Annotated in this window: 23 protein-coding genes and 1 riboswitch; of the genes, 2 read left to right on the top strand and 21 right to left on the bottom strand. The window is 59.9% G+C overall.

Annotation, left to right across the window (positions count from 1 at the left end; genetic code table 11):
• Window positions 1–17 precede the first annotated feature (17 nt).
• The 16 genes from tenA to EOI86_RS19555 all read right to left on the bottom strand — a co-directional run bounded on the left by tenA (window position 18) and on the right by EOI86_RS19555 (window position 14526).
• Window positions 18–674, bottom strand: coding sequence for a thiaminase II (tenA, locus tag EOI86_RS19630; RefSeq protein WP_127767364.1), 657 nt, complete (start codon window positions 672–674; stop codon window positions 18–20).
• A gap of 13 nt (window positions 675–687) precedes the next feature.
• Entirely contained in the window at window positions 688–1635 is a 948-nt protein-coding gene (locus tag EOI86_RS19625; protein WP_127767363.1) for an ABC transporter substrate-binding protein, read from the bottom strand.
• Between the two features lie 26 nt (window positions 1636–1661).
• Complete coding sequence (locus tag EOI86_RS19620; RefSeq protein WP_127767362.1) at window positions 1662–2417, bottom strand: ABC transporter permease; 756 nt, start codon at window positions 2415–2417, stop codon at window positions 1662–1664.
• On the bottom strand, window positions 2414–3184 hold the full coding sequence (locus tag EOI86_RS19615) for an ABC transporter ATP-binding protein (protein ID WP_127767361.1): 771 nt from the start codon (window positions 3182–3184) through the stop codon (window positions 2414–2416). Before EOI86_RS19615 ends, EOI86_RS19620 begins: the two co-directional genes overlap by 4 nt.
• Before the next feature lie 6 nt (window positions 3185–3190).
• Window positions 3191–4282 carry a TRAP transporter substrate-binding protein gene (locus EOI86_RS19610; protein ID WP_127767360.1) on the bottom strand — a complete coding sequence of 364 codons (1092 nt, stop codon included), beginning with the start codon at window positions 4280–4282 and terminating at the stop codon, window positions 3191–3193.
• A gap of 5 nt (window positions 4283–4287) precedes the next feature.
• A complete protein-coding gene (gene thiD / locus EOI86_RS19605; protein ID WP_127767359.1) occupies window positions 4288–5118 on the bottom strand; it encodes a bifunctional hydroxymethylpyrimidine kinase/phosphomethylpyrimidine kinase in 831 nt (276 codons plus the stop codon).
• The gene (locus EOI86_RS19600) at window positions 5115–5852 is read right to left on the bottom strand and encodes a hydroxyethylthiazole kinase (RefSeq protein ID WP_127767358.1); all 738 of its coding nucleotides are present in this window, start codon (window positions 5850–5852) and stop codon (window positions 5115–5117) included. The genes thiD and EOI86_RS19600 overlap by 4 nt, the downstream gene beginning before the upstream one ends.
• A 70-nt stretch (window positions 5853–5922) precedes the next feature.
• A riboswitch (TPP riboswitch) is annotated at window positions 5923–6056 on the bottom strand.
• 72 nt (window positions 6057–6128) lie between these two features.
• Window positions 6129–6464, bottom strand: coding sequence for a hypothetical protein (locus EOI86_RS19595; protein ID WP_127767357.1), 336 nt, complete (start codon window positions 6462–6464; stop codon window positions 6129–6131).
• A 102-nt stretch (window positions 6465–6566) separates the two neighbouring features.
• Window positions 6567–7058, bottom strand: coding sequence for a F0F1 ATP synthase subunit B family protein (locus EOI86_RS19590; protein WP_127767608.1), 492 nt, complete (start codon window positions 7056–7058; stop codon window positions 6567–6569).
• Window positions 7058–7549, bottom strand: a complete 492-nt coding sequence (locus tag EOI86_RS19585; protein ID WP_127767356.1) for a F0F1 ATP synthase subunit B family protein — start codon at window positions 7547–7549, stop codon at window positions 7058–7060. The genes EOI86_RS19590 and EOI86_RS19585 overlap by 1 nt, the downstream gene beginning before the upstream one ends.
• Window positions 7550–7808: 259 nt before the next feature.
• Window positions 7809–8033 carry an ATP synthase subunit C family protein gene (locus tag EOI86_RS19580; RefSeq protein WP_127767355.1) on the bottom strand — a complete coding sequence of 75 codons (225 nt, stop codon included), beginning with the start codon at window positions 8031–8033 and terminating at the stop codon, window positions 7809–7811.
• 126 nt (window positions 8034–8159) lie between these two features.
• Window positions 8160–8885 (bottom strand): F0F1 ATP synthase subunit A, encoded by a 726-nt coding sequence (locus EOI86_RS19575; RefSeq protein ID WP_127767354.1) that lies wholly within the window; start codon window positions 8883–8885, stop codon window positions 8160–8162.
• 122 nt (window positions 8886–9007) lie between these two features.
• Entirely contained in the window at window positions 9008–9340 is a 333-nt protein-coding gene (locus tag EOI86_RS19570) for an AtpZ/AtpI family protein (RefSeq protein ID WP_205032269.1), read from the bottom strand.
• A 140-nt stretch (window positions 9341–9480) separates the two neighbouring features.
• On the bottom strand, window positions 9481–13149 hold the full coding sequence (locus tag EOI86_RS19565; protein WP_127767352.1) for an AAA family ATPase: 3669 nt from the start codon (window positions 13147–13149) through the stop codon (window positions 9481–9483).
• Window positions 13150–13215: 66 nt separating this feature from the next.
• A complete protein-coding gene (locus EOI86_RS19560; protein ID WP_127767351.1) occupies window positions 13216–13836 on the bottom strand; it encodes a DsbA family protein in 621 nt (206 codons plus the stop codon).
• Window positions 13837–13989: 153 nt separating this feature from the next.
• Window positions 13990–14526, bottom strand: coding sequence for a DUF721 domain-containing protein (locus EOI86_RS19555; protein ID WP_127767350.1), 537 nt, complete (start codon window positions 14524–14526; stop codon window positions 13990–13992).
• Between the two features lie 86 nt (window positions 14527–14612).
• Here EOI86_RS19555 and mutY point away from each other — a divergent pair, with 86 nt between their 5' ends.
• Entirely contained in the window at window positions 14613–15683 is a 1071-nt protein-coding gene (gene mutY / locus EOI86_RS19550; RefSeq protein ID WP_127767607.1) for an A/G-specific adenine glycosylase, read from the top strand.
• 16 nt (window positions 15684–15699) lie between these two features.
• Window positions 15700–16728 carry a trans-3-hydroxy-L-proline dehydratase gene (locus tag EOI86_RS19545; protein ID WP_127767349.1) on the top strand — a complete coding sequence of 343 codons (1029 nt, stop codon included), beginning with the start codon at window positions 15700–15702 and terminating at the stop codon, window positions 16726–16728.
• A gap of 21 nt (window positions 16729–16749) precedes the next feature.
• Here the strand turns inward: EOI86_RS19545 and EOI86_RS19540 are convergent, their stop codons facing one another.
• From EOI86_RS19540 to EOI86_RS19520, 5 genes are all read right to left on the bottom strand, one after another.
• Window positions 16750–17844, bottom strand: a complete 1095-nt coding sequence (locus tag EOI86_RS19540; protein ID WP_127767348.1) for a site-specific DNA-methyltransferase — start codon at window positions 17842–17844, stop codon at window positions 16750–16752.
• Between the two features lie 193 nt (window positions 17845–18037).
• On the bottom strand, window positions 18038–18670 hold the full coding sequence (locus EOI86_RS19535; RefSeq protein WP_127767347.1) for a ribonuclease HII: 633 nt from the start codon (window positions 18668–18670) through the stop codon (window positions 18038–18040).
• A gap of 3 nt (window positions 18671–18673) precedes the next feature.
• Window positions 18674–20179, bottom strand: coding sequence for a cation:proton antiporter (locus EOI86_RS19530; protein WP_127767346.1), 1506 nt, complete (start codon window positions 20177–20179; stop codon window positions 18674–18676).
• Window positions 20180–20320: 141 nt separating this feature from the next.
• Window positions 20321–21412 carry a PA0069 family radical SAM protein gene (locus EOI86_RS19525; protein WP_127767345.1) on the bottom strand — a complete coding sequence of 364 codons (1092 nt, stop codon included), beginning with the start codon at window positions 21410–21412 and terminating at the stop codon, window positions 20321–20323.
• A gap of 80 nt (window positions 21413–21492) precedes the next feature.
• Complete coding sequence (locus EOI86_RS19520) at window positions 21493–22806, bottom strand: NAD(P)/FAD-dependent oxidoreductase (protein WP_127767344.1); 1314 nt, start codon at window positions 22804–22806, stop codon at window positions 21493–21495.
• Between the last annotated feature and the right edge of the window lie 20 nt (window positions 22807–22826).

Here is a 22826-nt window from a genome sequence, read left to right as displayed (position 1 = left end):
GGCTTGGGCCTTTCCGATTACTCGGAAAGGTCCAGCCCCATCTGCCAGAATCCAATTTCCAGACGAGTCGCATCGCGGAAAGTCTTCGCATAGCGATCGAAATCGCTGGCCGACCCGCGCGCTGCTGCCGCGCTAAGCCGCTCGATCGCGGCGCCGGCGTGGTCCTGGTATTCGGCCCCGCCATATGTGTCGATCCAGCTACGGTAGGGATTGCCTTCCAAGACCGTGAAATCCTGCTCCAGAATCCATCGCGCGATCTCCGCATAGCCAACCACGCAGGGCGACAATGCCACATGCAAGTCGACGATGGTGCCTGCCATGCCGCGTTCCAGTACGTAGCGCGTATAGGCCATGGTCGCCTTGGATTCTTCCAGGTTCTCCATTTCCTTCGGATTAATGCCCCATTCGTTGGAATACGCGACGTGGAGTTCCAGCTCCTTATCCAGGATGGCGGTCACGCCTTCCATACCGTACCGCATATCTTCAATGGTATCCGCCTTGTAGATGCTTAAGGCGTAGGCTCGGGCAAAGTGGATCAGGAACAGATAGTCCTGCTTCAAGTAGTGTTGGAAACACTCCTTGGGAAGATCTCCCCTGGCGATACCCTTGACGAAATCGTGCTGTGTATAGGCGTCCCAGTCTTTTTGGCACGCGGCTTTCAATCGGTCGTACATGAAGGGTGCCTCCTTATTGCGCCGGCAGTTCGACGGCGTAGGTCGACAGTTCGGGAACGGTATCTATCAAGCCGGTGTCTTTAAGAAAACGCGCGAACGCGGTGTAGCGCGCGGTGTCGAGCGCACCGGGGCGCAGGGCGAACCGGGGAATGGTGTCGCGCCAGGCGCGGCTGTTCAACTCGTCGTCCAGTTTGGGATCTGTCGACGTGAATGCCTTCCAGCTCTCATCCGGGTGATTGATGATATAGCTTGTCGCCTTTTCCAGCGCGTTAATGAATTTCCGATAGTTGGGATTGCCTTCTGTTCCGGCTTTGGCGACGATGATCAATTCGTCATAAAGCGGCACGCCTTCCTCTTCCACATAGAAGGCGCGTCCGGGATGGCCGACGATATCCATCTGGTTCAGTTCAAAATTCCGGTATGCGCCGATCACGGCATCGACCTGGCCGGAGATCAGCGAGGGCGACAGGCTGAAGTTCACGTTGACCAATTCCACATCCGACAGATCCATGCCGTGCTTGCGCAGCATGGTGCCCAGAAGGATGTCTTCGAACCCCCCAAGGGATACGCCCACCTTTTTGCCCTTCAGATCGGAGATCGTCTTGATGTCGCCGTCTTGCAGGACGACCAGGGTGTTGAGCGGCGTTGCGACGATTGTCGCGATGCGCATCAGGGGAAGACCCTCGGCGACCTGAACATGGGTCTGGGGCTGATACGATACGGCGAGGTCCGCCTGTCCGGCTGCGACGAGCTTCGGTGGGGCGCTGGGGTCGGCAGGTTCGACGATCTCCACGTCCAATCCTTGCTCGGCGAAGAAGCCTTTCTCCCGCGCAATGATGATCGGTCCATGGTCCGGGTTGATGAACCAGTCCAGCAACAGGGTCAGCTTCTCCTGTGCAAGGGCGGTGCCCGGAACGGCGAGCGCGGCGGCAAGGCCCAGTATCGCGATCAGTTTTTTCATATCATTGGGTCTCCTCGGGTATTCGATCAATCGTCGAAGGGGGATTGTTCGCGCTGCCAATAGGTCAGGCGGCGAAGCCCGAAATCGACAGTGAAATAAAGCGCAAGGCCGAAGCTGGCCAACAGGGCCAGTGCGGCAAACATGAAATCCACCTGCATCCGTGCATTGGCATGCAGCATCAGATAGCCAAGCCCGGCGCTGGACCCGACCCATTCACCGACGACGGCGCCGATCGGCGCAATCGCCGCGCCGACGCGCAGGCCACTACCGAAGGCCGGCAGGGCGGCAGGGATGCGGATATGGCGCAGCATGGCGCCCCGCGTCGCGCCCATGGTGCGGGCAAGGTCTAGCCAGCCGCCTTCCGTGCGGCGCAGCCCATCATAGAACGCGGCCGTGACAGGGAAATAGATGATCAACACCGCCATCGCGACCTTGGACGGCATGCCGTAGCCGAGCCACAGGACGAGCAAAGGGGCAAGGGCGAAGACAGGCAGGGCCTGGCTGATAACCAACACAGGAAGCAGCCAGCGTTTCGCAGGCCGGAAGAGTGCGATGACAAGGGCGCTGACGATGCCCAGGATCGTGCCGAAGAGAAGGCCCAGCAGAATCTCCGCAAAGGTGACCCAGGCATGTTGAAGCAGAAGCCCCGGGCGCTCCGCCATCGCGATGGCAACATCCAAGGGGGCGGGCAATATATACGTTGGAGCCGCGGTCGCGGTGACGATCAATTGCCACAAGACGAGCAGGCCCGCGAAAGTTATGCAAAGGCGGATCGCTCTCATGCCGCTGCCCCCAATTGCTTCAAGAGCTCGGCATAGAGCGGCCAAAGGCCGTCTCTGTCTTCCTGCCGTGGGGCACTTCCGGTGGGGCTCATCGGGGCTTGAATACGCGCGGGACTCCCTTTGAGAAGCAATATGTCGTCCCCGACCCGAAGGGCTTCCATGGGGTCGTGCGTCACCAACAGGACCGTGCGGCCGGCCAGCAGGCGCACGGCCAGGTCCTGCAAACGACGGCGGGTTATTGCATCCAATGAGGAAAAGGGTTCGTCCATCAGAATGACCGGCCGGTCCTCGAACAGGGTGCGGGCAAGGGCAACCCTTTGCCGCATACCGCCGGACAAAGCTGCCGGCAGGGCGTCCGCTTCCCGTGCGACGTCGACATCGGCCAGAATCGCCATGGCCTTGTCACGATCCTGCGGGCGGATTGGTTCGCCCCGCAGCTTCCGACCGATCAGTACGTTTTCCAAGACTGTTGCCCAGGGCAGCAGCAGGTCTTGCTGCGCCATATAGGCAATGCGTTCCGGCAAGGGCGCCCCGTCGCCGGCGGCAACCGTGCCTTCCATTTCCCCATCTTCCGCGCGCAAACCGGCCAACTGGCGCAGCAGGCTGGTTTTCCCGACGCCGCTGGGCCCCAACAGGCAACTCCACTTTGCCGCTGGAAGGGTCAAATGCAGGTTGTGGAAGACCTCCTTTCCGGCAAAGCGCAAATGTCCACCGGTCAAGACGATCGACGGCGCGGTCTGTGGTTTGTCGGGAAACGGGCTATGCATGCTGTCCTAGGCCGCGCCGCGCGCTTTGTAGAAAGACTCGTAGCCGACCCGACCCCAGGACACCGCCTGGTCTCGGGCAGCGCGGAAGGAGGCGACGATCTCGCCGCTCAATGCATCCGTGCCCGCCAGATCGTCCAGAACCTCGCCTGCGGACTTGCGCGCCGCGACCAGGACGTCCTCCGGCCAAGCGCGTAGGGTGACGCCACGGTCCCCGACCAGGGACTTCAATGCCTGGGCATTGTGCCACTCGGATTCGGCGAGGGAGATCGAGTTCTCCGCCGCGCAGGCGGTGGCGACGATCTCCTGCAAGTTTTCGGGCAGCGCAGCGAAGCGTTCGGCATTGACCAGGCATTCGCCTGTGCCGTTCGGCTCGTGATATCCCGGCCAGTAATAGTATGGGGCTACTTTATGAAAACCGAAGGCGCTGTCGCTCCACGGTCCCAGAAACTCTGCCCCGTCCACCAAACCCGATTGTAAGGCGGCGAAGATGTCGCCTGGAGGCAGGGTAACGGGCGTACCACCCAGTTTCTCAAGGATGGCGCCGCCAAGCCCTGGAATGCGTTGTTTCAAACCGGCCAAATCGGTGAGGTTCTTGATCTCTTTTTTGAACCAACCGCCCATCTGCATGCCGGTATTACCGGCCATCAGTGGTTTGAGACCGTAGGGCTCGTAAAGCCGGTCCCACAAAGCCTGCCCCCCGCCATGGTAAATCCAGGCATGGTGTTCTACCGCTGTAAGGCCGAACGGACCCGCCGTGAAAAGCGCGGCTGCGGGGGCTTTGCCGCTCCAGAAGAGGGAGGCGGTGTGCGCCATTTCCGCCGTGCCGAGACCGACTGCGTCAAAGACTTCCAAGGGCGGCACCATTTCGCCGGCTGCATGCAGGGTGATCGTCAACTCGCCGCCGCTCATGCGTGTGATCTTGTCGGCAAGGCGTTGGGCGGTCCAACCGGGACCGGGCGAGTTGCGCGGCCAGGATGTCACCAGACGCCAATTCAAGCCGGATTGTGCTTTGACGATGGCAGGTGCGGCCAGAGTGCCGATTGCGATGCCGGCGCCGGTGGTCAGGAAAGTTCTTCGATTGCTCGTTCCGGAGTTCATAGTGATCAGTCCTTTCCCCACAAGGCATGGAAATGGTGAACCGGCCCATGACCACTGCCGACAGAAAGCTCGTCTGCCGCACCGATGGCGCGGTTCAGGTAGCGGCGTGCCATGTCGACCGCCTTTTCCATCGTGTCGCCCTTGGCCAGTCTTGCTGCGATGGCGGAGGAGAGCGTGCAGCCGGTCCCATGCGTGTTTTTGGTGGTGATATGGTTGGAGGTGAAGCGGAAGACGCCGTCGGCTGTCACCAACAGGTCCACCAACTGTCCGTCTTTCAAACTCGCTGTATCGAGATGACCGCCCTTCATCAGCACCCCCTTCGCGCCCTGCTGCAGCAGCAACTTGGCCGCCTCCGCCATCTCCGCTTCATTCGTCGGCGGCTGGCGGTCCAGAAGAACGCCGGCCTCCGGCAGGTTGGGGGTGACCAGGTCTGCCAAGGGCAGTAAACGGGTCCGCAACGTCTCGACAGCGTCGTCGCTCAGCAGTTTGTGCCCGCTTTTGGCGACCATCACCGGGTCCAGTACGATTGGGCAGGTGGCTTTCTCTGCCAATCCCTCCGCGACCTGGACGATGACGTCCGGGCGGCTCAGCATGCCGATTTTGACCGCGTGGATTTCGATATCGTCGAAAACCGTATCGATTTGCTGACGGACGAATTCCGGCGGCACGTCGTGGATCCCGCGAACTTCACGCGTGTTTTGGGCGGTAAGCGCGGCAATGACGCTGGCCCCGTACACGCCTTGCGCAGAAAACGCCTTCAGGTCGGCCTGGGTACCGGCGCCGCCGCCGCTATCGGATCCCGCGATGGTCAGGGCGTTGAAAATTTTTCCGCTCATTCGACCTTACTCCGTTCTTCGATATCCGTTGCGCTGAGAGTGTAGAGCGCGTCCAGCAAGGCGGCTTGGAAACTGCCGGGGCCGTCGCATTTCGCCGCGGCGGTCTCCCCGGCGATGTTGAAAACCAGGATGGATTGAGCGACAGCGGCGAATGGGGTCGGCGCTACTGCGAGAAAGGCGCCGACCAGCGCTGTTTCAGCGCACCCCATCGCCGTTACGCGGTCCATCAAGGGGTGGCCGTTTCGGATTCGGATTATCGCGTCCCCGTCCGAAACAGCGTCCGTCGGTCCAGTGCAGGCGACGACGGTTCCGGTGTTGCCACGGATATCCAAACCGTCGATCTCAGCAGCATTCCCACGGATTGCCGTTGGTTTCTGGTCGAGCAGGAATTCCGCGAATTCTCGACGCGCGGGCGACCGTGTCGCCATGACCGGGTCCAGCACCCAGGGAATTTCCAGTCGGGTGGCGGTTTGGACGGCTTTTGGGATCGCGTCGCGCCGGTCCGCGTCGAGCGTGCCGATATTGACGGCAAGCGCCGCCGCGCCTTCGGTAAAGGCTTCGACCTCACGCGGGTCATGGGTGACGGATGGATGGGCGCCGACAGCCAGCAAGGTGTTCGCGGCGATGTTCACCGCAACGGCATTGGTGATGCAATGAATGCGCGGCCTTTCGGTCCGAAGCCGGTCCAGGCTGGTGAGGCAATCATTCGCCGAAATATGTAGGTCGCGTGCCATGGTATCCCGTTCGCATCGGGATCCTTCAGGTGGCGTGGGGAGTATCGGTCTGTCGGCGAGAATGGTTCTTCTGCGCTGGCATCTCAATTTCCTACGCCGGTCCTAACCGGATCAGGTTCGACGGGTCGGCCCTGCGCCTCTCAGCTTCGCTCGATTTCGCCAACTTTCGCTGACGACACCGGGGAAGCACCCCGTTGAGATGACACGAACCTAGGTGACTGATTTGCGGAGGGCAAGGGGAGGCTGGAAAGAAATTTTTGTGCGGCGGTCTGGATATCAGAAAATATCATCCGAATCGGCGACAAGATTCGACAGGGCGGAGAGGTTCCGGCGGATCTTTTGCCGAGCCACCAGTTTCTTTTGAGCCTGAATCGGCAAGTCCGTGAAATTGATGATGTTCCGGGTGATCAGAACGTCGATCAAATCCTCCGTAATGCGGGCCATTTCCGTGTCCGTGCCCGAGAGCCGCTGGCGCATCGTATCCGGCGAGGCCCCACGGACAAAGGCTTGCACATCCGCGTCGTTCGCCGGCAAAAATTCTGCTGCCGTCCGGGACTGACGTTCGCTGATTCCGTTGATCCGGCCGTTTTCGTCACGCGATACATAAGGCATGAGTCGATGATCCCTTTAATCCTGTGGAATCTCTAGCAAAAAAGAAAAGGGCCGGGAAAGTCCCGACCCTTAAATTCAAAAGGTATTTGGATAAAAGCCGTCTTAATGAAGCTTGGAACCCAATTCCTTGATAGCGCGATCGATCAGCTTATCGCCGTCTTCGCCGGCAACACGATCCGTGACCAGTTTCTCGGTCGCCGCGATGGCCATTTCGGCGGCGGCGGCGCGAACCTCGCGAAGCGCTTTTTCTTCGGCCATGGAAATCCGTTCCAGCGCCAATTTGCGTTGACGGTCCAGACTGGCGTTCAGATCTGCTTCGGCGCGCGATTTGGACTCTTCTGCCTCCTTGCGGGCGGCGTCGACCATTTCCTCGGCGTGCTTTGAAGCCTGCTGCTGTTTGCGTTCGTATTCGGCAAGCAGTGCTTGGGCTTCGTCTCGCAGGCGAGCGGCTTCTTCGACCTGATCCTTGATTTCCGCGATCTTACCGTCCAAGGCGCCTAGAATGGCTTTCTTGGCAGGCTTGAAGGCAATGGCCAGGAAAATGAAGAAGGAAACGCCAACCCAGAAGGCCGGATTATGCAGGGCTTCTTCCATCACTTCGATCCTCCGGCGGTTTCGAGCGCGGCGCGCGCCGCGCTTTCATCAACCGAAACGCCGATCAGCCGCTCGGTTGCGGCCTGGACGACCTCAACGGCGCCGGCTTGAAGCTCTTCAAGCGTTGCCGTTTTGGACTCCGCGATACGGTCATCCGCCTGCTTGGCGTCATCGGCCAGCGATGCACCGAGCTTGGCGTGCGCCTTCTCGCTTTTCGCAGCGATTTCCTCGGCCGCCTGCCTATGGACCGCACGTGCGTCTTCGGCAGCCTTGGCGAGGGATTCCTCGTAGGCTTCCTGCACGGTGGCGGCTTTTTGCTTCAGGCTTTCCGCACGGCCCAAATCATCGTCGATCTTCTTCTGGCGCGTGGTCACCACCGTTCCGATACGGGGCAGCACCATCCGTGACAGAATGATGTACAGCACCGAGAAGGTGACGATCAGCCAGAAGATCTGACTGGCGAATGTATCGAGCTGTTCAAATTGAGGCATTTAGCTTCCCCATAGGCCCTTTTTGTCAGGCCTTGTGAGCCTTAGTCCGGCGTGAGCCATGACCCGAACTGCGCAGCAGCCGACAAGCCATGCCCGCGGTCCGGAGCAGGATACCGAATGAAGGACGGAAATTGCCGGGTACATCCCGCGTTTCCCGTGACGGCTTTACACCGACCGAGCCCTATCCGGCACTACGGTTGGATCAGGGGCGGGCACCGCTGTCGCGGCATCCACACCCCAAACCCGTCCGAACTCAGGCTTAGCTGAACAGCGCCATCAGGGCGACGATGAGCGCGAAAAGCGCGATCGCCTCGGTAACGGCAAAGCCGATCCAGATGTTGGCGCCAATTTCGCCCTTGGAGGCCGGGTTCCGGGAAATGGCCGAAATGTAGCTCGCCCAGACGTTACCGACACCGATACCGGCCCCGATCATGCCGATTGCCGCAAGGCCTGCACCAATCAATTTGGCTGCATCAGCTTCCATGGTTTCTCACCCTCTTTGTTACGTTCGCAAAAACAATGCGTACAAAAGTTGATACCAATTCGACTGCCGGAAGGATTTCCGTATAGCCGAAACTATTTCGCATCCCGATGCCGTATCTGCCTCTTCTTAGTGCAGATGCAGCGCGTCATGCAGATAGATGCACGACAGGATGGCGAAGACGTAGGCCTGAATGACGGCGATCATGAACTCGAGAGCCGTAATCGCGACCAGACCGGCCAGCGGAACAATGCCGAAGACGCCAAGCGCCACGACGAAGCCGCCGATAACTTTCAAGATGACGTGTCCGACCGTCATGTTGGCGAAAAGACGAACGGACAAGCTGATCGGGCGTGACAGATACGATACCAGCTCGATCGGAATAAGAATGACCGCCGTCCATAGCGGCGCTCCGTGCGGGAAGAACAGGGAGCAGAACTTGAAGCCGTGCTTGGCAATACCGATCAGCGTCACCGCGACGAAGATGATCGCCGCCATGCCGAAGGTCACCGCGATGTGGCTGGTGAAGGTAAAGCTGCCGGGGACCATACCCAGCAGATTGCCGAAAAGCACGAAAACGAACAGCGTGAAGATGAAGGGGAAATAAGCCTGGCCGCCGCTTCCGACGTTGTCCCTGACCATATTGGCCACGGCGCCATACAGCATTTCCGCAATCATTTGACCGCGCGAGGGGATCGTGCCCCGCTGGCGCATGGTCAGTGTCAGGAACAGGGTCGCCACGACAACGGCGATGACCATCCACAGGGAGGAGTTGGTGAACGAAATATCGACGCCGGCGACATCGATTTCCGCGATCTTATTGATCCGGAACTGGTGAAGTGGATCAGCTGCCACGTTCAATCCCCCAAAAATATCCGTCGCCGCGCGGCATTTGCCGTTTGGCTTCCAAACCGGTGCCGTATGGTTACCACGGTTACCGGCTTACTCTCAAACCCCTGGCGAATACTCAAGGCCCATCACGCGCCACCATTGTCGGTGTCGCCGTCTGGGCCGGTGGTCGCATCCGCCTGCGACTTCTTATCTTCCAGTTGGCGTGCCGTCCGATAAACGTTCAGCATGCCCGCGCAAAACCCCAGGATCGTAAACAACAATAGAAACCATGGTTTGGTTTCCAACCAGTTGTCTAAACCCCAGCCGATCCCGACACCGACGGCCACGCCGGCAACCAAATCGACCGCGATCCGAAGACCCACGCCGACCCCGGACATATCGCGTGGCGAGTCATCCGCCGATCTCTTGGGCTCGTGCTTCTTTTTCGCCGCTTGTAAGCGTCGATCAAGATCCTGCATCGAGGAACCAGAGTCTGGGGAGTCCATTCACCACCCTTGCCGAAGTCGCGGGGAAAATAGGGGGACGGCCTCGGACCGTCAAGCCGGATTCGGGCCGAATCGGGCCCTGAAAGGACGCAAATGAGCCTGAAAACTCAAGGCTATGCGGAATCCCGCAGGCGCGCCGCTTCGCGAAGGTCCACCGACACCAATTGGCTAATGCCGCGTTCCGCCATGGTAACCCCGAAAAGACGGTCCATTCGGGCCATTGTCATGCGATGGTGGGTAACCACCAGGAAGCGAGTCTTCCCGGTATGGGCGATTTCGTCCAGCAGAGTGCAGAAACGGTCGACGTTACTGTCATCCAGAGGGGCGTCGACCTCATCGAGCACGCAAATCGGCGCCGGATTGGTCAAGAACACGCCGAACAACAAGGACAGCGCTGTCAGGGCCTGCTCTCCACCCGACAGCAGGGACATGATCTGCATGCGCTTGCCGGGCGGGCTCGCCATGATCTCAAGACCGGCTTCCAGCGGGTCGTCTGCCTCTGTCAGTGTCAGATGCGCCTCGCCCCCCCCGAAAAGCCGCACGAAAAGATCTTTGAAATGCGCGTTGACTTGCTCAAAGGCGGCCAGAAGCCGTTCCCGGCCCTCACGGTTCAACGCATTGATGCCCTGGCGCAGGCGGCTGATCGCCGCCAGCAGGTCATCGCGCTCGGTATGCATGGAGGTGATTTGTTCTTCCAGCTCGGTCGCTTCCTGCTCGGCGCGCAGATTCACCGCGCCCATATTCTCGCGTTCCCGGGTCAGGCGTTCCAATTTGCGTTCGATATCGTCACGTGGCGGCAATTCTTCATCCGGCTCGACACCGCCGGCCTGCAAGACCGCGTCCGGTGCGCAGTCCAACGATTCCGAAATTCGCTCGCGTATTGTCTGGGCGGCCTGATCCGCCTGCTCCACCTCTGATTCGCGCCGAACGCGGTCCTCGCGTGCCGACGCCATTGCCGCTTCGGAATCCCGCAGCGCCTTATCTGTTTCCTGCTGCTTCTTTTCCCCTTCCGAAAGGGCATCCGCCGCCGTGTTCCGTTTTGCTTCCGCGACGACGATCTTGTCGTTCAGGGCATGGTGCTGGGCCTGAATCTCGGCCGGCCGGCTTTCCAGTGCAGCGTTTTCCTCTTCCGCTTGCTGGGCCCGGTCGGCGAGGGATTTCATCCGCCCATCCGCGCCCGACATACGCTGTTGCCAAGAGGCTTGTTCCTGGGCAATCGCTTCCAAACGGGCTTCGCGCGCCTGGGATTCTCTCTGGAATCGTTCTACCGCGCCGCGCTTATCAATCAGGGCGGAGCGAAGTTCCGCAACGGTCGCGCGCAAGGCGTTGATGCGTTCGCGCGTCGCCAGCGGGTCTTCCAGGACGTCCATCGCCTTCTTGGCGCTCTCCGTCTGGTCGCGCGCTTCCGCCGCGTCTGCCTGCAGGCGTTCGCGGTTTTCAGAGATACCTTGCAAACGGCTGCGCAGATCCGCCGCCTTGCCGGCAAGCGCCGATTGCGCCTGCTGCGCCTGGTTCAGGGCGGAAAAGGCCTCTTGTAAGGCCTGTGAGGCGGCTTTCTGGGAGGCAGCCTTTTCGGCTGCCTCGGCTTCCGCGGATTCGGCCTGCGCGCGTAACTCGGTCAGATTCGCTTCCGTCGACCGGTTGGCTTCCTGGACCTTGGCTTCCGCCTTCAAACGGGCTTCTTCCAACCGTTTGTCGGCGGCCTGCCGTTCTTCCGTCAGGTCTTTTTCGACCTTGGCGAACTCTTCGCGGATTTCAGCCAAGCGGTTGCGTTGTTCCAGGCGCTTCGCCGCAGCCGTCGGCGCGCCGGCCGCCATGCTGTAGCCGTCCCAGCGCCACAGGCCGCCGTCCCGTGAAACCAGGCGTTGACCGGCAGCCAAGTCTTTTTGCAGGGCATCGCCGGCGGTACCGTCCGGCACCACGCCGATATAGGACAGGCGGCGGGACAAAGCCTTTGGTCCGTCGACGAATTTCGACAATGGCTCAACACCGGCGGGAAAACCGGTCGAGCCGGTAAGCGGCGGCAACTCGGTCCAATGGATCTGCGCCTTGCCGTCCGTCGACGCGTCGAGTTCCTCACCGAATGCAGCACCCAAGGCCGCTTCGTAGCCCTGTTGGACGGAAAGAGAATCGATCAGCGGCCGGAAAGCGGGGTCGAGTGTGTCGTCTTGGGTTTCGACCAAATCGGCGAGGGCCCGAATTTCGGCATCGAGAGCGCGGAACCGCTGTTCCAGCGCATCGACAGCCTCACGTGCCGCGCGTTCCGCCGTTTCCACGGTTTCGCGGGCATCGGCTTGAACTTCCGCAAGATGTTCGCGCGCCAGACGGTCCGATTCCTGCAATGCGCTGCGCGCGGCGGATTCTTTCTCGCGGCATTCGGCCAGGACAGCCTCAGCGGCTGCGGCGGCTTCCCGCGCGGTGGATACGGCGGCTTCGCATTCGGCGACACGTGCCTCTGCCGTTTCGATCTCAGCAAGGCTTTCCGTTTCCTGCTTCAGCTTCGCTTCTTGATCGTCCAGACCGCGCAGGCGGTTTTCCAGGACGGTCAGGCGCTGTCCGCTTTCCGCCAATTGCCGCTGCAAGGCATTCCGCTGCGCTTCGACGCCGGCGGCCTGTTCCGTCAGTTCGGACAGTTCCGCTTCTTTTTCTTCGACCGCTTTCGATGCGGCTTCGGCTTCTGTGCGGGCCTGTTCCAGTGTTTCGGTTTCGGCTGCGCGGGCTTCCTCGATCGTTGCGGCTTCCGCAGTCAATCGTTCAACCGCCTGTTTGGCATCGTCGAAAAGCGAGTCTTCGCGTTCGCGGTCGGACGTAATTTGGGCAAGCCGTTGCGCCAGGGCATCCCGCGCCGCCAGGATTCGCTCCTGTTCGTTCTCTAGCTCACGCACGGCGAGTTGCAGGTGTTGCAGTCCCGCCGCCGCTTCCGCGTCGGCCTGCCGCAATGTCGGTAGCGACGCGGCGGCATCGGCCTGTTCACGCGCTGCGAAAGCCGCGTTTTGAGCCTTTTCGTGGACGAGTGCCTCAGCTTCGTTCAGGCGTTGGCGGGCGATGTCCATAGCCCGCTTGGCATCCTGCCAGCGCAGGTGAAGCAGAATCGCCTCATGTCGCCGTATATGGTCGGACAACCGGCGGTACCGGTTTGTTTGGCGGGCTTGGCGCTGCAGTCCCTGGTGCTGCGTTTCCAGCGCGCCGATAACGTCATCCAGCCGCTCCAGGTTGGATTCAGCGGCTTTCAGGCGCAGCTCCGCCTCATGCCGCCTGGAATGCAGGCCGCGGATACCGGCAGCTTCCTCCAGCAGGGTACGTCTTTCGGTCGGTTTCGCGCCGATGATGGCGCCGATCCGGCCTTGGCTGACGATCGCTGTGGAATTTGCACCCGTCGCCATATCGGCGAACAGCAATTGAACGTCCCGCGCCCGGACTTCCTTGCCGTTGATCCGGTAATTGGACCCTGCGCCGCGTTCGATACGGCGGGTAATCTCCAATTCCTCCAACGTGTCGTAAGGGGCGGGGGCATCCTTGTTCGAATTATCGAGAAAAAGCGAGACTTCGGCGATGTTCCGCGCTGGACGCTGGGAGGAGCCGCCGAAAATCACATCGTCCATCTCACTGCCGCGCATGCGCTTGGCCGAGGTTTCCCCCATAACCCAGCGCAGCGCTTCAATAACGTTGGACTTGCCGCAGCCGTTCGGGCCCACCACACCCGTAATTCCACCGTCGATGACGAGTTCCGCCGGATCGACGAAGGACTTGAAGCCGCTCAATTTCATTCTGGAGAAATGCACTCTGGCTATGCTCCGGCCCGGTGGATTGGCGGCCGGTCATCAATCGCTGACGACCGGCTGTCGCGATCAATTCAGATGTTTTTCAATGGCTTCTTCGAAGGTTTCCAATGACTGGTTCCCGACAATGACTTCACCATTGATGACGAAGGTCGGGGTCGAGGAGATGTCGTACTCGGCTACGCCGTCCTGACGCATTTTCAGGATACCGTTCAGCAAATCTTCGTTCTTCATGCAGGCTTGGAAGTCCTTTTCGGACAATCCACCCAGTTTACCGATCTGAACCAGTGCCCCAACGGGGTCCTGCGAATGGGCCCATTGGTCCTGCTGCTTGAACAGCACGTCGATGAATTGGTGATACCGCATCGGGTTCGCGCACCGGGCCATCATCGCGCCCATCGCACCCAGACGGTCGAACGGAAAGTCGCGCTGGATTATCCGCAGCTTGCCCGTTTCGACATACTTCTTCTTCAACTCGGGCAGCTTTTCCGCATGGAAGGCGGCACAATGGGGGCAGGTCAGGGACGAATATTCGATCATCTCGACTGGCGCGGTGACGTCACCCATCACGCGTTCTGCCAAGGCATCTTCCGTGGACAAGGGTTCGGCCTGGGCCTGTGGGCCTAGGACGGGGGTAAAGGACACACCGAGTGCCAGGGCAACAGCGGCGAAAAGGGCGGAAATCCGCATGAAAGCGCCTCCTTCAGAGGTTGTTTCGACTATACGAGCGATTCTGACCTGGCAATCAAGAGCGCGGAATCAAGCGGAAACGACCCGGCGGTGCAATCACGTTTCCGAGGTTATCCACAGCTTTGTTTAACGGTCAGCATCTTGACTCAATGCCTAATCGGGTTTTGTGGCGGAACTGTGGCGCAGTACGGCGATCCCTAATCGGCGGACTCTTTCCCGGACCGCATCGTCTTCGATACCTGCGGTAAGCGCACTCAAATGGCTTTCATCGGCTTCCGTCAGGGGCCGAGTGGGATGGCGTTTCTTCGGCATTTCACTCTGGGTCAGAGCGCCCTGAACCAGACGGATTTCCGCCACCGCCCCGTAGCCGAAAAAGCTGTTGATTCGGTCAATGACCATTGGGGCCAGATGCTGAAGCTGAAGTGCCATCGGGCCGCTGGTCAGAATATGCACGGTGCCGCTGTCGCGCTTGCCCTTTGGAAAGGTCAGTTTTTGCGGTCGCGTATGCTTGGCAAGGTCCGGCCCGACGATGGTCGCCCAATCGGTGATGATGGCGGCACTGGCGAAACCACGCTTGCCCAAAGCTTTCTTGGTCAGAGCGCCCACCAGACTTCCCGCGACACGCATGCTGCCGCGGCGTTTATCCCTGGTGCCATCCAAATCGGGTTTGCTGGGCTTATAGTTTGGCATTCGGGCTTTCCCGCTGTGAGGGGCTTTCTATAGTAACTGTCATGGACACGACCGCAATCGACCCGTCAACTGCCCCGCACGAAGCGATGCCAAAAGCCCAAGAGCTTGCCGATCCGGATTCTCCTGGGTCGGCGGCCGATCGTCTGCTGGCCTGGTACGACAGGTCACGGCGGCGTTTGCCGTGGCGGTCCGACCCCGGGGAATGCGCCGATCCATATCATGTTTGGCTTTCCGAGATTATGCTGCAGCAAACCACCGTGGCCACGGTCGGGCCCTATTTTCAGCGTTTTTTGGAGAAGTGGCCGACAGTCGAAGCCTTGGCCGCGGCGCCGTTGGACGATGTCCTGCATGCCTGGGCCGGTCTTGGCTATTACGCGCGGGCCCGGAACCTTCACAAATGTGCGCGAACCGTCGCGTCGTCGCATAACGGTGTCTTTCCCGATACTGAGGATGCGCTGCTGACCCTTCCCGGGATTGGCCGGTACACCGCCGCCGCAGTGGCGGCGATTGCCTTTGGCCGCCGCGCGGTGGTGGTCGATGGGAATGTGGAAAGGGTCATGGCACGCCTGTTCCGTGTCGGTGAGCCATTGCCGGACAGCAAGCCTGCGCTGACCGCGTTGGCCGACAAATGCACGCCGACGGCACGTGCGGGCGACTACGCCCAGGCCGTCATGGATGTCGGGGCGACGATCTGCACGCCCAAACGGCCGAAATGCACGATATGTCCGATCGTCGATCTCTGCGCAGGCAGGGATATCGCCGAAACATTACCTGCCCGAAAGCCGAAACCCCAGAAACCGACCCGGCGCGGGGTTGCCTTCTGGATTGTCCGACCCGACGGCGCGGTCCTGTTCCGGCGCCGGACGGAAAGCGGTTTGTTGGGTGGTATGATGGAGCCGCCATCGAGCGATTGGGTGGCGGATGCTGAACCGGAAACAGCACCGCCTGTCGAGACGATCGACCAAACGCCGCTGGTAGGGACAGTTCGCCATACATTCACGCATTTCCATCTGGAACTCGCCATTCATCATTGCCGGGTCGAGGGGGACACCGAGGCGCCTCAGGATGCGCGCTGGGTGATGCCGGACCGGTTTGGCGACCTTGCCTTGCCGACCGTCATGAAGAAGATCGTTCGACATGCCATGAAGGCAGGATGAAAGGGCACTGACCGCGATGCGGACTACGAAAGTGATACACACAGTCTCTGTCCATGCGGAAGGGGAAGTCGGGGACGTCATCGTCGGCGGTGTTGCGCCACCGCCGGGGGAAACCCTGTGGGAACAGTCCCGTTGGATCGCCAAGGACGACACGTTGCGGAATTTCATGCTGAACGAACCGCGCGGCGGCGTTTTCCGGCATGTGAACCTGTTGGTGCCGCCAAAGGATCCAAGCGCCGATATGGGCTTCATCATCATGGAACCAATGCATACGCCGCCGATGTCGGGGTCGAATTCGATCTGCGTGTCGACCGCTTTGCTGGATAGCGGCATTCTGCCGATGAGTGAACCTGTCACGGATATTGTCCTGGAAGCACCGGGTGGACTTGTTAAGGTCCGCGCCCATTGCAAGGACGGCAAGGCGGAGCGCATCACCGTCACGAATGTGCCTTCCTTCGCGGACAAGTTGGACGCGCCGTTGGAAGTGCCGGGACACGGGACCATGACGGTCGATACCGCCTATGGCGGTGACAGTTTCGTCATCGTCGATGCCCATGCCCTGGGCTTCAAAGTTGAGCCGAGCGAGGCCGCGGCGCTGACGGAATTGGGCATGAAGATAACGCGCGCGGCAAATGAACAGCTAGGGTTTCACCACCCGGAGAACCCCGACTGGTCGCACATCTCTTTCTGTCAGTTTGCCTGTCCGGTTGCCGGGAAAGATGGAAGGTTGATCGGTCGGAACACGGTTGCGATCGAGCCCGGCAAACTTGACCGATCGCCGACGGGGACAGGAGTCTCCGCCCGTATGGCACTGCTGCACGCGAAGGGGCAGATGCAGGTCGGGGATATCCTGCACGGTGTCTCGATCATCGATTCCGAATTCTTTGGAAAGATCGAGGGCGAAACCACGCTAGGTAACGTAAAAGCCATCGTGCCATCGATCACCGGCAGGGCCTGGGTGACCGGGACCCATCAGCATATGCTGGATCCCGGCGACCCTTGGCCGGAAGGCTATCGCCTGGCGGATACTTGGCCAGGTGCCTGATACGATTCAGTCATTGGCCGGTCAGGCCGTTGCAGGCATCGCTTCCGACCGCAGTTTCTGGCGCAGCACGTCGATCGGGACTTTCTTTCCACCATCGGTCTTCAGCATCCAATAGGTCCAGCCATTGCAGCTCGGCGCGCCCTGGACCGCCGCGCCGACCTGATGGATCGACCCGCGATGGGCGCTTGAGATGATCGTGCCGTCGGCGCGAACCTTGGCGGTAAAGCGACGGCACGGACTTTCCAGGATTTCGCCTGGCGACAACAATCCGCGTTCCACGAGCGACCCGAAGGGCACGCGAGGTTCCTTGCGTTTCGACGGGGCGGGAGAGATCGCTTCCGCGTCCCCGGCTTCCGGCGTTTGCCGCACGCGTTCGCGCGCCACCGCCAGATAATCCTTTTCCCGGTCGATGCCGATGAAACGCCTGCCCAGGCGTTTGGACACGGCCGCGGTCGTACCGGTACCCGCGAAGGGATCCACGACCACATCCCCCGGATTGCTGGAGGCCATGACCACGCGGTGCAGCAGACCTTCCGGCTTCTGCGTCGGATGCGCCTTGGCGCCATCGGCGCCTTTGATACGCTCGCCGCCGCTGCAGATCGGCATCGTCCAGTCGGACCGCATTTGCAGGTCGTCGTTCAACGCCTTCATGCTGTCGTAGTTGAACGTGTATTTGCTGGTCGGCGACTTGGAACACCAAATCATGGTTTCATGGGCATTGGTAAACCGTTTGCCGCGGAAATTCGGCATCGGGTTCGTTTTTACCCAAATCACGTCATTGAGGATCCAGAAACCGATATCCTGAAGCGTCTTCCCGACCCGGAAAATATTGTGATAGCTGCCGATCACCCACAGCGTCCCATCCGGCTTCAACAAGCGGTGCGCCGCAGTCAACCAATCGAATGTAAAACGGTCATAGGCCGAAAAGTCATCGAACCGGTCCCACGCCTCTTCAACACCGCTGACGCGCGTGTTGTTGGGGCGGTGCAATTCACCGGATAGCTGCAGATTGTAGGGGGGATCTGCAAAGACCAAATCGACCGATTCTTCGGGCCAAGATCGCATTAGGTCAATGCAATCACCCTCGACAATTCTGTCGAGCGGAAGTTTTGCCATGGTGTCCTCTGTGTAAGCTAAGCGATCTATTTGTCGCTTTATTGAGGTGAATCATGATTCATGGGGGATTCAACGTCAATAAAAGAAAGAACTACTTGCTCATTATTCAAAATATTGAGTCATTTACTGGCGGTAGACGCCAGATGTGGTGTTTCTAGATAAAACACCTGAATACCGCAAAAATTGGCAAAATCTATCCCAAAAGACGCGAAATCGGCGCAAAACTGCGCCTGTGATGGGGGGTTGGGCCGTATTGGGCCAGGGCGTCTTGATGGCGCTTCACACCATAGCCGGCATTCCTCTCCCAACCGTATTCCGGATAATCAGCCGACAATGCCGCCATCATCTTGTCACGATATTCCTTGGCAATAATCGATGCCGCGGCAATGGAGAGGGACCGGCTATCCCCTTTCACGACTAATTCCACCGGGCAGGACAGACCGGGGTCGCGGTTTCCGTCCACAAGGGCGGCATCGGGCGGTTTGGGCAGGGTATCAACGGCCCGCCGCATGGCAAGCAAGCTTGCCTGCAGGATGTTGAGGCGGTCGATCTCCTCAACGCTCGCCTCCGCAACCGAAAACTCCGCTTCCGCAATGATCCGGGGCAGAAGGGCGGCACGTTTTTTTGGCGAAAGCTTCTTGGAATCGTCAAGCACGCCGGCAAGGTCGGGTGGGAAAGTCGCCGGGTTCAGAACGGCGGCGCAGGCGACAACCGGGCCCGCCCAGGGGCCGCGGCCTACTTCGTCAACGCCTGCTATTCGCGCGGCGGCGGTCAGGCCGAGGCCGAGTCTTTCGCGCACCGCATTCTCAAAGGAAAAGTCGGGCATGGCTCAATCGTCGGTGAGGTCCGGATCCGTTTTCTTCAAACGGCTGAACCGTGACGGCTGTTTCTCACTTTTCGGTGCGGGATGGTCTTCGCCTTCTTGCCGCGTGGCGTCGGGATCGGCCTCAACGGGGGGCTGCGGCGCCGTTTGCTCTTTGGCTTTTTCCGCCGCTTCCTTCGTCATCTTGATTTCGTCGATCCGCGCCTTTGCCTTGGTCCGCATGCCGCTCGTCATATTCTCAAAGACTTCGACAGCGTCGTTGGCGATATGCCAGAACCACAGGCTGGTTGCCTTGGTGAAGCGCCATTCCTGCCGATAGACCAGACGGAAGACCTTGCGCAGCGAGGTCGCGTTTCGAACCGACCGGTGCGATAGCCGCCGCGCCAGGTCCACATAAATCGGGCTGGTTATCAGGGATAGTACGGTTACACCCACGAGCAGACGATAAACCTCGTTATCAATCACATCCGCGCCCGCAGCGGCGCCGCCCAGGACGAAAGTGAATTCACCCATCTGCCCGATTGTCAGGCTGGCCAGGAAGGCGGTCTGCATCGTCTCTCCCTGAATCCGAAGGGCGATGATATTGATCATTGTCTTGAAGAACATGACGAATATGCCGATCGCCAGGACCAGTCCGATGTTCTCCCAGATGAATTGCAGATTGATCAACAAGCCGATGGACAGGAAGAAAACCATCAACAAAACGGCTTGAACCGGTTCGGCATTTTCATGCATCACCTGCCGCTGGCCGCTGTTGCCGACGATAAGTCCGGCCAGGAACGCACCGAAGGCAGGTGACATGCCGAACAGGCCCGCCAGGGTCGCGAAAAGGAAACATAGGGCCAGCGACCCCATCGTGCCGATTTCCTTTTTCGCTTCCAGGATCTGGTGGAAGGGTAGATTGACTCGTTGGCGTCTGGACATGAACAGGATCACGGAGACCAGCACGCCGATGGAGGCCGCGACCTCTACCAGGACAATGGGGTTGAAACCGTCACCTGCGAACGAGGTCACAAATAGCAGCATCGGGGCGACGGCCAGATCCTGGGCGATCAGAATGCCGATGGCGACGCGCCCGGACCTGTTCCGCAATTCCCCGATATCGTCCAGGATCTTTACGGCGACGGCGGTCGAGGATAACGCGAGCGCGAAGCCGAACAGCACAATATGGGAGGTGGGAAGGTCGAAGAATTGGCCAATTAGTGCTGTTGCGCCGACACTGATTCCGATCTGGAAGGCGGTGGTGACGACGGCGACGCGCCAGATATGCCGGAAACTGCGCAGCGACAGTTCCATGCCGATGAAGTACAGAAGCAGGATGACGCCAAGTTCCGCGAAGAAAGAAATCGCTTCGCGATTGGCTACCAGCGCCAGGCCGGACGGCCCTAAAATCACGCCGGCGATAATATAACCGACGATGGCCGGTTGGCGCAGGCGCACGAACAGCATGCCGCACAGGGTCGCCGCTACGACAACGACCGCTACGCCTGTCAGGTCTGCGGCTTCATGCATTGGAACCCCTTCATCCCTAGTCTTTCCTGCCGGCCTTTCGGCAGGAAACCATGATATAGGATATGAGGCATTCGCACCCGATTAAAAGTCCATGCCTACAAAGACTTGGAAATCGTTCAGGGTGCGCAAGCAGCACGGACCTTATAGCAGGGACAATTGCTCAGCTCTGCCCGGCACAGTAAAGCGGGACAGGTCCAGATCGGGGCGGGCGCCATCCAGTCTCAATTTGCGGACCCCAACGCCGAAACGCTTGGCGATCAGATCGGCCACAGGGCCTTCACCCCGTTGCCGCTTTCCCCAAGTTGAATCGTAAAGTTTGCCGCCTCGGGTCTGCTTTACGAGCGAGAGGACCCGGGTTGCTCGGTCCGGAAAATGCGCTTCCAACCATTCGGTGAACAGGTCTTTGATCTCATGCGGCAGGCGCAGCAGGACATAGCCGGCCCGGTCCGCGCCGGCTTCTTTGCTCGCCTCAAGGACGCGTTCAATTTCCCAATCGTTGATGGCCGGGATGATCGGGGCCATCAGGATGCCGGTCGGGACGCCCGCTTTGGACAGGGCGCGCACGGCATCCAGTCGTTTGGTGGGGGTTGAAGCGCGCGGTTCCATGACATTGGCCAGTTTGCGGTCCAGTGTGGTGACGGACAGCCAGACAGCTGCCATTCCCTTTTCCGCCATCGGACCAATGATGTCCAAGTCGCGGGTGACGAGCGCGCCTTTCGTAACGATCGTGAAAGGGTGGTTAAACTCGGCCAGGACCTGGAGAACTTGCCGCGTTGTTTCTTCGGCTTTCTCGATCGGCTGGTATGGGTCCGTATTCGTGCCCAGCGCGATCGGTTTCGGGACGTATTTCGGGTTACTCAATTCCCGCCGTAGAACTTGCGCGGCGTCCGGCTTATGGAACAGTCGCGTTTCGAAATCGAGCCCTGAGGACAGGCCGTAATAGGCATGGGTCGGTCGAGCGAAACAATAAACGCAACCATGCTCGCAACCCCGATAGGGGTTGATCGACTGGTCGAAGGGAACATCCGGCGATTTGTTCCGGGCAATGACCGTCTTGGCTGTGTCTATACCTAAGACTGTGCGAAGCTTGGGCGGTGGTTCGTCCCGCCGTGGGTCATGGATGTCCCAGCCATCATCGGTAAGGACCCGGTCTTGCCTTTCAAACCGACCAACCTTGTTTGTAACGGCGCCCCTGCCTTTTCGGGGCCCCAGTTCAACGGCATTGATATTCATGTTTTGTTCCCTTTCGTTCGCTTTAAATAGAACAAAAGAGGAAAAAATGGAAGAGGTTTTGGCAGGCGCGCCTTCTGCGATCACGCGGCGGACGGCGTCCGTTCCTTTTTGTCGAGGTGGTCGTACCACAAAGCGACGACGGATGAGACCTTGCGCTTGAAACCATGGAAGCCGATCGGCCGGGGCGGCGTAACCGGCAAAGGCAAGTCCTTCGGGGCGGTGCCGGTCATCCAATCCGCGAGCACCGGGCCGGAAGCCGTGGTGACCGCAACGCCGCGTCCGTTCCAGCCTACGGCGGCATATAACCCATACTCCTGTTCAATCAGCCGCGGCAGGTAATCCATGGTAATCGCGACCTTCCCGTTCCAGAAATACTCCATCTTCTGATCAGCCAGGGCGGGAAAGAGTTGTTTGATCCGTGCGCGGGCAAAATCGAAGGACGGATCTTCCATCGATCCGTCCGATGCGCCCCGGGCTCCCATAATGAAACGGCCCTCGCTATCGACACGGAAATAAGCCAGCAACCGCCTGAATTCGGAAACACCGACACCGTCCGCAAGCAAGGTCTTCAGAATATTGTCGGACAGGGGGGCAGTTGCGATCTGATAGCTGAAGAATGGAATGACCGTCTTTGACAACGACGGGATCGGGTTGAACCGGTCGGAATAACCGTTGGTGCAGAAAAGCGCTTTTTCGGCCGTGACCGACGCGCCGGATGCGGTGGTCAGCTTCCAGCCCTTGCCGTCGCGGGCAACGGCCGTGACGGGGCTTTCGGTGAAGATGGACGCACCGGCATGGCTTGCTGCGGCGGCCAAACCGCGCGCATAGCTTAAGGGTTGCAGGGTGCCGCCGCGCGGATCCCAAAGTGACCCGGGATACCAGTTCGTACCCAGGCGCCGTTCCGTTTCCGCCGCGGAGAGGATTTCAAGCGATACCCCTCGTTTGCCCAAGACCGCCGCCTTGCGTTCAATCGCCTGCAGCGCAACATCGCCATGCGCGCCTTGCGCCCATCCGCCTTGCTTTGCGCCGCAATCGATGCCCAGCCTGGCGATCAGATCGAAGGTGAATTGGGCGGTGCCGTCCCCAAACCGGTCCATCCGGGCGGCAAGATCCCCATCGATGCCTGGGCCTGTCGGAACCTCGTTGTGTTTGAAGCCGGCGATCACCTGCCCGCCGTTCCGCCCGGAAGCACCGAAACCAGGCGTCTTCGCCTCTAGCACGGTGACGGAGATGCCGCGTTCCGCTAAATGCAAAGCGGTTGAAAGGCCCGTGAAACCGCCGCCGACGATGGCGACATCTGTGCGGTGTTCACCCTGCAGCGAAGGGAACTCTACCGGTGTAATGGCGGTAGCGCTCCAAAGCGATTGGTCAAAACCCTGAATGTCTATGGTCATATCAGGCACGGAAGGAAAAC

This window comes from Hwanghaeella grinnelliae (assembly GCF_004005845.1).
In the GTDB taxonomy this organism is placed as follows: Bacteria; Pseudomonadota; Alphaproteobacteria; order UBA8366; family Aestuariispiraceae; genus Hwanghaeella; species Hwanghaeella grinnelliae.
The sequence above is the reverse complement of the archived record's forward strand: the minus strand, read 5'-3'. Positions and strand labels throughout refer to the sequence as shown.

Bases quoted from the DNA above. Each gene is read 5' to 3' on its own strand.
- EOI86_RS19600 (WP_127767358.1), bottom strand. From the start codon at position 5,852: ATGGCACGCGACCTACATATTTCGGCGAATGATTGCCTCACCAGCCTG.
- EOI86_RS19625 (WP_127767363.1), bottom strand. From the start codon at position 1,635: ATGAAAAAACTGATCGCGATACTGGGCCTTGCCGCCGCGCTCGCCGTT.
- tenA (WP_127767364.1), bottom strand. From the start codon at position 674: ATGTACGACCGATTGAAAGCCGCGTGCCAAAAAGACTGGGACGCCTAT.
- EOI86_RS19525 (WP_127767345.1), bottom strand. From the start codon at position 21,412: ATGAATATCAATGCCGTTGAACTGGGGCCCCGAAAAGGCAGGGGCGCC.
- EOI86_RS19540 (WP_127767348.1), bottom strand. From the start codon at position 17,844: ATGGCAAAACTTCCGCTCGACAGAATTGTCGAGGGTGATTGCATTGAC.
- EOI86_RS19545 (WP_127767349.1), top strand. From the start codon at position 15,700: ATGCGGACTACGAAAGTGATACACACAGTCTCTGTCCATGCGGAAGGG.
- EOI86_RS19585 (WP_127767356.1), bottom strand. From the start codon at position 7,549: ATGCCTCAATTTGAACAGCTCGATACATTCGCCAGTCAGATCTTCTGG.
- EOI86_RS19615 (WP_127767361.1), bottom strand. From the start codon at position 3,184: ATGCATAGCCCGTTTCCCGACAAACCACAGACCGCGCCGTCGATCGTC.
- EOI86_RS19620 (WP_127767362.1), bottom strand. From the start codon at position 2,417: ATGAGAGCGATCCGCCTTTGCATAACTTTCGCGGGCCTGCTCGTCTTG.
- EOI86_RS19535 (WP_127767347.1), bottom strand. From the start codon at position 18,670: ATGCCCGACTTTTCCTTTGAGAATGCGGTGCGCGAAAGACTCGGCCTC.
- EOI86_RS19530 (WP_127767346.1), bottom strand. From the start codon at position 20,179: ATGCATGAAGCCGCAGACCTGACAGGCGTAGCGGTCGTTGTCGTAGCG.
- EOI86_RS19610 (WP_127767360.1), bottom strand. From the start codon at position 4,282: ATGAACTCCGGAACGAGCAATCGAAGAACTTTCCTGACCACCGGCGCC.
- EOI86_RS19570 (WP_205032269.1), bottom strand. From the start codon at position 9,340: ATGCAGGATCTTGATCGACGCTTACAAGCGGCGAAAAAGAAGCACGAG.
- EOI86_RS19520 (WP_127767344.1), bottom strand. From the start codon at position 22,806: ATGACCATAGACATTCAGGGTTTTGACCAATCGCTTTGGAGCGCTACC.
- EOI86_RS19595 (WP_127767357.1), bottom strand. From the start codon at position 6,464: ATGCCTTATGTATCGCGTGACGAAAACGGCCGGATCAACGGAATCAGC.
- thiD (WP_127767359.1), bottom strand. From the start codon at position 5,118: ATGAGCGGAAAAATTTTCAACGCCCTGACCATCGCGGGATCCGATAGC.
- EOI86_RS19590 (WP_127767608.1), bottom strand. From the start codon at position 7,058: ATGGAAGAAGCCCTGCATAATCCGGCCTTCTGGGTTGGCGTTTCCTTC.
- EOI86_RS19560 (WP_127767351.1), bottom strand. From the start codon at position 13,836: ATGCGGATTTCCGCCCTTTTCGCCGCTGTTGCCCTGGCACTCGGTGTG.
- mutY (WP_127767607.1), top strand. From the start codon at position 14,613: ATGCCAAAAGCCCAAGAGCTTGCCGATCCGGATTCTCCTGGGTCGGCG.
- EOI86_RS19555 (WP_127767350.1), bottom strand. From the start codon at position 14,526: ATGCCAAACTATAAGCCCAGCAAACCCGATTTGGATGGCACCAGGGAT.
- EOI86_RS19580 (WP_127767355.1), bottom strand. From the start codon at position 8,033: ATGGAAGCTGATGCAGCCAAATTGATTGGTGCAGGCCTTGCGGCAATC.